Raw genomic sequence first — 8059 nt, 5'->3', positions numbered from 1 at the left:
GGGTAAGAAAGATAAAGGACAGGGCATATCTTCATGGGCTTGTCAGGAAAGTCGTGTCCGCTCAGGATGTGGAGGGAGTTCTGAGGGAAGAGCTAAGGATAGATTGAAACATACGGGATGTTGCAGAAGGGCAAAATCCTCCATTAGGGAAAAGGCACGGCTCAACAGTTGCTCTTTTATCTGACCTTCGGGGATTCACGATTGGAGCTATACTATTTCTATGCAGTCTGGACTGTGGGAAGAGGCTCTTGTGGAAGAAGTTGTCTATTTAATAGCCCACCTTGCCCATGCGGAGCAGCACCTTATGGAGCTTGAGGGAGAGACAAAGCTGCAAGACCTTGTCCTCTATATAGACGAGCTCAGAAACAGGCGAAAGAGTGTGGGAAACCTTCTATTCTCCGTTCTTGAAATATCTGGCGAATCTGGAGGTGAGTTCAGGAGCAAGGTGGAGAGCCTGTGGTGTGTTCTGAAGCACCTTTCCATGGCGCTTGTGCACTGCGATGAGTCTGCGGAGAAGGTCATACGCAGGATGGACTGTGCACTGGCAGGGGGCAGAGAGGAAGAGGCAAAAAAGCTCTCTGAAAAGCTGAGGGAGCTATACGATTTGCGTCAGTCTATCAGAAATTCTATAAGAGAGCTACTCTTTGAGGTTTCAAAGAAGCTCACGAAGGCACCTGCGGTGCGGTGCAGAGAAGACCTCTGCCTTGTAGAAGGAGAAGAAGATGCCCTACAGAGACCTGAGAGACTTTCTCAAGAGGCTTGAAAAAGAAGGTGAGCTGGCACGAATAGGGGAACCCCTCTCTCCTATCCTTGAGATTACAGAAGTCACCGACAGAGTTTCCAAGATGCCCGGAGGTGGCAAAGCCCTTCTCTTTGAGAGGGTGGAGGGCTATTCGGTGCCGGTGCTTACCAACCTTCTGGGCTCAGAAAAGAGGATAAAGCTGGCACTTGGATACGAAAACCTTGAGGACATTGGCTGGAAGCTCTACAAACTCCTCAGGCCCGAAATCCCTCACACCTTCTTAGACAAGCTAAAGAGGCTTCCTGAGCTCAAAAAGCTCAACGACTCCCTGCCAAGGGTTGTAAAGGACGGACATATAAGGGAGAACATAAAAAAGGAGAAGATTGATATTCTGGAGTTTCCCATACTTCAGTGCTGGCCAAAGGATGGAGGAAGATACATCACCTTTGGTCAGACGATTACAAAAGACCCTGAGAGCGGCATAAGAAACGTAGGGCTCTACCGCATACAGGTGCTTTCTCCTACAGAGCTTGCCCTCCACTGGCAGATTCACAAAGATGGAAACCACCACTACTGGAAGGCAAAAAGGCTGGGCAAGAAACTGGAGGTTGCCATAGCCATAGGCGGAGACCCTGTGCTCTCATACGTTGCCTCCGCACCTCTTCCACCAGAGGTGGACGAATACCTCTTTGCAGGTCTGATAAGGGAAGAGGGCGTGGAGCTCATAAAGGGCATTACCGTAGACATTGAGTATCCCGCCCATGCGGAGATGGTGATAGAGGGCTATGTGGACCCCTCTGAAGAGCTTGTAGATGAAGGTCCCTTTGGAGACCACACGGGCTTTTACACGCCTGTAGACAAGTATCCAAGGATGCACATCACCGCCATCCTGCACCGCAACAACCCCATCTACCTTGCCACCATAGTGGGAAAGCCCCCTCAGGAAGACAAATACATAGGCTGGGCTACAGAAAGAATCTTCCTTCCCCTTATCAAGTTTAACCTGCCTGAGGTGGTGGACTACTACCTGCCTGCGGAAGGCTGTTTTCATAACTTCTGCTTTGTATCCATAAAAAAACGCTATCCGGGGCATGCTTACAAGGTAGCCTACGCACTGCTGGGGCTTGGTCTTATGTCCCTCACAAAGCACATAGTGGTTTTTGACCAGGATATTGATGTGCACGACTTTGGACAGGTGCTCTGGGCATGGGGCAACAATGTGGACCCGGGGAGGGATGTGCTGATACTCAAAGGTCCCATAGATGTGCTGGACCACTCCACCAACGAGGTGGGCTTTGGTGGCAAAATCATAATAGATGCCACCACCAAGTGGAAGGAAGAGGGCTACACAAGGGAGTGGCCTGAGGTCATAGAGATGTCTGAGGATGTGAGAAAAAAGATAGACAGCCTGTGGCACAGGCTGGGACTATAAGAGCACTTCCCTTATGCCGAGCCTTCTTCTGTAGGCTTTTAGGGTATTCAGAAGCAGGGCGGTCACAGTCATGGGTCCAACTCCACCGGGCACAGGCGTTATGGCAGAGGCCTTTTCCTTTACCTCCTCAAAATCCACATCACCCACTATTCTGCCTTCAAGCCTTGAAATACCCACATCCACCACCACCGCACCCTCCTTTACCATGTGAGCCTTTATAAGGTGCGGCACGCCAGTGGCAGATATCAGGATGTCCGCCTGACGCGTATACTGGCTTATGTCCCTTGTGTGTATGTGGCAGACGCTCACAGTGGCATCCCTCCAGAGCATGAGGAGTGCCAGAGGCCTTCCCACAATAAAACCAGCACCCACTATAACCACATCCCTGCCCTTCACATCTATCCCATAGCTTTTCAGAAGCAGGTCTATGCCCAGAGGGGTGCAGGGAACAAAGCCATCCTCTATGCGTGCTACCAGCCTTCCCATGTTTTCAGGGTGAAAACCATCCACATCCTTTCTGGGGCTTATGGCAAGGATTACCTCCTGCTGGTCTATATGTGGTGGCAGGGGAAGCTGGACAAGGATGCCATCCACCTGGTCCTCAGAATTGAGCTGAGCTATGAGCTCAAGAAGTTCCTGAGTGGTGGTATTTTCCGGCAGTTCATAGGAGAGAGACCTTATGCCCACCTTCTCACAGGCTTTTTTCTTGTTGCCCACATAGACCTTGCTTGCAGGGTCTTCTCCCACAAGAACAACCGCAAGAGTTGGAGGTCTGAAACCCTTTGCAGTATAGCCTTCAACCTCCCTGTGTATCTCTTCCCTTATCCTTTCTGAGAGTTCTTTACCGTCAAGTATGAGAGGAGTGCTCACTACCTTTTCCATTTTGTTCCCGCTGGTGTGTCTTCAAGCACTATACCAAGGTCTTTTAGCCTGTCTCTTATAAGATCCGCCACATGGTATAGCCTTTCTTTTCTTACTGCGTTTCTTACCTCCACAAGAAGCTCCACAAGCCTCTGGTCAAAAACCTGCCCAGCCTCCAGCTCCTTCTGAACAACCCTTCTGACCTCACACTCTGGTCTGTAGTCCTCTAAAAGACCAAAAACTCCCCTCAGGTTCTTTATGATGGAGTTTACCGCAAACTCATAGGCCTGAAGCTCCTGCGTTGATATTCTGCCTTCAGAGAAGGCTCTGTTCTTGAGTTTATTGAGCTCTGTTATGAGACCATAGACCACTGCAAGCGCCTGAGGGGTGTTGAAATCCTCGCTCAGGGCATGAAAGAAGGCTTCTTGTGTTTCCTTAACCTTTTCAAAAAGGTAATGAGTCCCCTTTTCTTCGTAAACTGACAACTTTTTGAGAAGCTCAAGATCTTCGAGGGCATTTATGAGCCTTTCATAGGCTCTTTTAGTCTCTTCCATCTTTTCCCAGGAAAAGTCCAGTGGGCTCCTGTAGTGAGTAAAGAGCACAAGAAGCCTGAGAATGTCAGGATGGTATTTAGAGTATACCTCTCTCAGGGTTATGTAATTGCCAAGGGACTTGGACATCTTCTGGCCGCCCACTGTAACCAGTCCATTGTGAACCCAGTATCGGGCAAAGGGTCTTCCAGTAAGGGCCTCCGCCTGAGCTATCTCGTTCTCATGGTGAGGAAACACAAGGTCAAGACCTCCTCCGTGTATATCTATGGTCTGACCCAGGTGCTTGAAAATCATGGCCACGCATTCTGTGTGCCAGCCAGGTCTTCCAGGTCCCCAGGGCGAATCCCATGCGGGCTCGCCCACCTTTGCAGACTTCCAGAGGGCAAAATCCAGAGGGTTTTTCTTTTTTTCAGAGGGCTCTACCCTTGCACCCGCCTCCAGCTCCTCCACGTTTCTCTTTGAGAGCTTTCCATACTCTGGAAAAGTAGAAACTGAGAAGTAAACATCACCCCCAGACTCGTAGGCATATCCCTTTTCCACAAGCCCCTTTATCACCTCTATTATCTCCCCTATATGTTCTGTGACCCTTGGCTCCACATCTGCAGGCTTTACGCGGATGTTTTCCATATCCATGTAGTAACTGGCAATGTATCTGTTGGCTATGGTCATAAAGTCCGTGCATTCATGACTGGCCCTGTTTATTATCTTATCGTCCACATCGGTAAAGTTTCTCACAAACTTTACCCTGTAGCCCATATGCTCAAGAAACCTTCTGAAAACATCAAAGACTATAAGGCTTCTTCCGTGTCCCACGTGAGAATCGTCGTAAACGGTCACACCGCAGGTGTATATGAGCACATGAGGAGGGTCTACAGGGACAAACTCCTCAACCCTGCCAGTGAGGGTGTTATAGATGCGGATGCTCATAGTAGTATTTTAGCATGGTAAAATACCATAGGCATGGGCTTTCTTGACAGGTTCAGGAAAAAGGAGGAGAAGGAGGTCCTCTGGACAAAGTGCGAAAACTGCAAATCCCTACTCTATATTCCCGAGCTCAGGGCAAACCTGAATGTATGTCCCAAGTGCCAGCACCATTTTATCATGCCTGCAAAAGAAAGGCTTGAGCAACTCCTTGAAAACTACCAGCTTCTCTTTGAAAACATAAGGCCCACCGACCCCCTCAACTTCAAGGACACAAAAAGCTACAAAGACCGACTCAAACAGGCTCAGGAACAGACTGGCCTTTCTGAGGCGATGCTTATTGCGGAGGGGCTCTTAAGGGAGGAGAGGGTGGTGCTTGCGGTCATGGACTTTGGCTTTATTGGTGGAAGCATGGGCTCAGTGGTGGGTGAGAGGTTCTACAGGGCGTGCAGGTATGCCAGTGAAAAGAATATACCTCTCATTGCGGTGATCACTTCTGGTGGTGCTCGCATGCAGGAGGGAATACTGTCTCTTATGCAGATGGCAAAGACCTCCATAGGCGTGGGCTATCTAAAAGAAAAGGGCATTCCTTATATCACCGTGCTTACAGACCCCACCACTGGAGGGGTATCCGCCAGCTTTGCCTTTCTTGGCGACATAATCATTGCAGAACCGAAGGCTCTCATAGGCTTTGCAGGACCCAGAGTCATAGAGCAGACCATAAAGCAGCAACTACCTGAGGGTTTCCAGACTGCGGAGTTTCTGCTTCAGAAGGGTATGGTGGATATGGTGGTTCACAGAAAGGACCTGAAAGATACACTGCATCACCTCATAAAACTCACCACCTACTGGAGAAGGCATGTGGAGGTTTGAAGAAGACCATCCCTTTGCCCTTGCCTACAGGCTTGTGGAGGAGGGAAGGCTTGACCCCTGGGATGTGGACATATCAGCCCTTGCCAGGGCTTACATGGAGGAGATAAGGAGACACGAGCTTCTTGACCTGAGAGTGCCCGCAAGGGCGGTGCTTGCAGCCTCCTTTCTCCTGAAAAAGCAGACAGAGGTTCTTTTCCCAGAACCAAAGCAGAAAAGGGAAAGAAAAAAGCTCACCCTTCAGGAGATAGTGGAGCAGTTTGAAAGCCAGCAGGAGGAAGTGGCGGAAGAGCTAAGTCAGAGGATAGAGAAGGTTAGGAGGGTGGTAAAAAAGATAAAGGTGAGGAATGTGAACGGGAGGAGGAGGGAAAGAAGATTTCCCGTGCATATATCAAGGTTTGAGGACGCTCTGGAAGAGCTCAGAGAGGTGCTTCTGGAGAAAAGGCACATACTATCCTTTTATGAACTCATCCTTGGCAAAAGCCTTGTGCCCTACCTTATGGCTCTTATGGTGCTATATCAGGATGGACTTGTGGAAATAGAGCAGGATGAACCATATGGAGACCTGAGAATAAGAGCTCTGGAAGAATATATTTAAAGCTGGAGGTAATAGAGTGTTGAGGCTTAAGTTTAACGAGGAAGGTCTCATACCCGTCATAGCACAGGATCACAGGACGGGTGAAGTGAGGATGTTTGCATGGGCAAACGATGAAGCTATTAGAAAAACACTGGAGACAGGCTATGCCCATTACTATTCAAGGTCAAGAAAGAGCATATGGAAAAAGGGAGAGACCTCTGGGGAGCTTCAGAGGGTGGTGGAGGTAAGGGTGGACTGCGACGAGGACGCTCTGCTGTACATCGTGGAGCAGGAAAAGAACACCGCCTGCCATACGGGAGAGAGGAATTGTTTTTTCAGAAACCTCGAGGGAGGACAGGCTAAAAGAGTCCTTCCCTTTGAAGCCCTGCAGAGGCTTCAGGAGGTGATAAGACAGAGACTTCAGGATATGCCAGAAGGTTCATACACGGTCAAACTCTACAAAGAAGGTGAGGACCGTGTGCTTCAGAAGTTTGGAGAAGAAGCCATAGAGACCCTTATAGCCCTCAAGAGGGGAGCGCCAGAGGAGATAAGGGCAGAAGCCTCCGACATGCTCTACCACCTGCTTCTTATGCTCACCATAAGGGGAATAGGCATAGAGGAGGTTCTCAGTGAGCTTGCAGGGAGAATGAAATAGTCTTAAGATTTTTTTATGGCTGTTTTTCTTTTTCTACTATTGCTTCTCAGCCTATCTCATGCAAAAGTCTTCATTTCCCAGTGGCAGGATGCGGTAACCCCTCTAATGGTGGACTATGTAAAAAGAAGCCTTGAGCGTGCGGAGAAGGAAGGAGGGACAATATTTGTGCTTGAGCTGAACACTCCCGGTGGTCTCGAGAGCTCCATGAGGGAGGTGGTTCAGGAGTTTCAGAGGACTCCCCTGCCGGTAGTAGTGTATGTTTACCCTCCAGGAGGGCGTGCAGCCTCCGCAGGTGCAATTATAACCGTTTCTGCAGATGTGGCGGTGATGGCACCGGGAACAAACATAGGAGCGGCAACACCCGTGCAGATGGGCGGTGAGAGGATGGATGAGGCTATGAGAGAAAAGGTCATGCAGGACATGCTTGCCTTCGTCAGGAGCATAGCAAAGGAAAAGGGCAGAAACCCGGAGGTCATAGAGAGGATGGTAAAGGAGGCCATATCGCTCACACCGGAAGAGGCTCTGAAGGAGAAGGTTATAGACCTCATAGCTGTAGACAGGACAGACCTTCTAAAGAAGCTTGAGGGCAGGAAGATAAATAAGCATGGAAAGGAGATTACCCTCAAGACGGAAGGAATCCAGACTGTGGAAGTAGGAAAGAGCCTGAGAGAGGAGCTCCTGAGGGTCATAACCAATCCCACACTTGCATACATGCTTCTTCTTATAGGCTTTTATGGTATATTCTTTGAGCTATACAACCCTGGCTCTATCATACCTGGTGCAGTGGGCGTAATATGTCTGCTTCTTGGTCTCTACGGTCTGGGGGTTATAGGAATAAACTGGCTTGGTCTCCTGCTCATACTTGCGGGTATTCTCCTTCTTGTTCTTGAGCTTGTAACCCCAACTTTTGGTGGTCTTGCCATAGCAGGTGCCATAGCCCTTGCCCTTGGATCCTTCATACTCATAAGTCCAGAGTCTCCCTATGGAAACATACCCATTAGTGTCATAGCCACAATGGTTGGTCTTACAGTAGCCTTTTTCCTCTTCGCTGGTAGACTTGGGCTGAAGGCTCAGAAGAGAAAGAAGATGCTGGGCACAGAAGAGCTGGTGGGTGAGCAGGGGGAAGTTTTTACAGACTTTGTGCAGGGCAGAGGAAAAGTTTTTGTGCATGGTGAGATATGGAATGCCATAAGCGATGAACCTCTAAAGAAGGGTGAGCAGGTGGTGGTGGAGGAGGTAAGGGGAATGGTTCTAAAGGTCAGGAAGGTTTAAACGGAGAGGGCGGGATTCGAACCCGCGGTACGGGGTTTGCCCGTACACAGCATTTCCAGTGCTGCACCTTCGGCCACTCGGTCACCTCTCCTGAAGGTAAATATTATAACCCGAGTTGCAAGTTATAAGAAATTATGGTAAAAAAAAGCTCCCCATGGAAAACCCATAGGGAGGATTA

General features: G+C 49.3%; 8 protein-coding genes and 1 tRNA gene. 6 read left to right on the top strand and 3 right to left on the bottom strand.

Annotated features, from left to right (window positions below):
• The first annotated feature begins 220 nt into the window (after nucleotides 1-220).
• Complete coding sequence (locus ACKRDP_RS09785; RefSeq protein WP_409154598.1) at nucleotides 221-763, top strand: hypothetical protein; 543 nt, start codon at nucleotides 221-223, stop codon at nucleotides 761-763.
• Nucleotides 723-2174, top strand: coding sequence for a menaquinone biosynthesis decarboxylase (locus tag ACKRDP_RS09780; RefSeq protein ID WP_409154596.1), 1452 nt, complete (start codon nucleotides 723-725; stop codon nucleotides 2172-2174). The genes ACKRDP_RS09785 and ACKRDP_RS09780 overlap by 41 nt, the downstream gene beginning before the upstream one ends.
• On the opposite strand, the gene folD is transcribed toward ACKRDP_RS09780, so the two are convergent.
• Nucleotides 2169-3056 (bottom strand): bifunctional methylenetetrahydrofolate dehydrogenase/methenyltetrahydrofolate cyclohydrolase FolD, encoded by an 888-nt coding sequence (gene folD, locus ACKRDP_RS09775; RefSeq protein WP_409154595.1) that lies wholly within the window; start codon nucleotides 3054-3056, stop codon nucleotides 2169-2171. The genes ACKRDP_RS09780 and folD overlap by 6 nt on opposite strands.
• Nucleotides 3044-4513, bottom strand: a complete 1470-nt coding sequence (gene cysS, locus ACKRDP_RS09770) for a cysteine--tRNA ligase (RefSeq protein WP_409154593.1) — start codon at nucleotides 4511-4513, stop codon at nucleotides 3044-3046. Before cysS ends, folD begins: the two co-directional genes overlap by 13 nt.
• A gap of 33 nt (nucleotides 4514-4546) precedes the next feature.
• On the opposite strand from cysS, the gene accD reads away from it, so the two are divergent.
• The 4 genes from accD to ACKRDP_RS09750 are packed head-to-tail and all read left to right on the top strand — an operon-like array spanning nucleotide 4547 to nucleotide 7881.
• Nucleotides 4547-5380, top strand: a complete 834-nt coding sequence (gene accD / locus ACKRDP_RS09765; RefSeq protein ID WP_409154592.1) for an acetyl-CoA carboxylase, carboxyltransferase subunit beta — start codon at nucleotides 4547-4549, stop codon at nucleotides 5378-5380.
• Nucleotides 5367-5975 carry a segregation/condensation protein A gene (locus ACKRDP_RS09760; RefSeq protein WP_409154590.1) on the top strand — a complete coding sequence of 203 codons (609 nt, stop codon included), beginning with the start codon at nucleotides 5367-5369 and terminating at the stop codon, nucleotides 5973-5975. Before accD ends, ACKRDP_RS09760 begins: the two co-directional genes overlap by 14 nt.
• A gap of 16 nt (nucleotides 5976-5991) precedes the next feature.
• The gene (gene hisIE / locus ACKRDP_RS09755; RefSeq protein ID WP_409154589.1) at nucleotides 5992-6609 is read left to right on the top strand and encodes a bifunctional phosphoribosyl-AMP cyclohydrolase/phosphoribosyl-ATP diphosphatase HisIE; all 618 of its coding nucleotides are present in this window, start codon (nucleotides 5992-5994) and stop codon (nucleotides 6607-6609) included.
• Between the two features lie 15 nt (nucleotides 6610-6624).
• Complete coding sequence (locus ACKRDP_RS09750) at nucleotides 6625-7881, top strand: NfeD family protein (protein ID WP_409154588.1); 1257 nt, start codon at nucleotides 6625-6627, stop codon at nucleotides 7879-7881.
• Between the two features lies 1 nt (nucleotide 7882).
• Here ACKRDP_RS09750 and ACKRDP_RS09745 read toward each other — a convergent pair.
• A tRNA-Ser gene (locus ACKRDP_RS09745) sits at nucleotides 7883-7972 on the bottom strand.
• Nucleotides 7973-8059: the final 87 nt, after the last annotated feature.

The sequence above is a fragment of the Pampinifervens navoyensis genome (assembly GCF_046159715.1).
Classification (GTDB): Bacteria; Aquificota; Aquificia; order Aquificales; family Aquificaceae; genus Pampinifervens.
This window is presented reverse-complemented; position numbering and strand designations above follow the sequence as displayed.

Excerpts from the sequence above, each read along its gene's own strand:
- folD (WP_409154595.1), bottom strand. The coding sequence starts at position 3,056 with ATGGAAAAGGTAGTGAGCACTCCTCTCATACTTGACGGTAAAGAACTC.
- ACKRDP_RS09760 (WP_409154590.1), top strand. The coding sequence starts at position 5,367 with ATGTGGAGGTTTGAAGAAGACCATCCCTTTGCCCTTGCCTACAGGCTT.
- ACKRDP_RS09780 (WP_409154596.1), top strand. The coding sequence starts at position 723 with ATGCCCTACAGAGACCTGAGAGACTTTCTCAAGAGGCTTGAAAAAGAA.
- accD (WP_409154592.1), top strand. The coding sequence starts at position 4,547 with ATGGGCTTTCTTGACAGGTTCAGGAAAAAGGAGGAGAAGGAGGTCCTC.
- ACKRDP_RS09750 (WP_409154588.1), top strand. The coding sequence starts at position 6,625 with ATGGCTGTTTTTCTTTTTCTACTATTGCTTCTCAGCCTATCTCATGCA.
- ACKRDP_RS09785 (WP_409154598.1), top strand. The coding sequence starts at position 221 with ATGCAGTCTGGACTGTGGGAAGAGGCTCTTGTGGAAGAAGTTGTCTAT.
- cysS (WP_409154593.1), bottom strand. The coding sequence starts at position 4,513 with ATGAGCATCCGCATCTATAACACCCTCACTGGCAGGGTTGAGGAGTTT.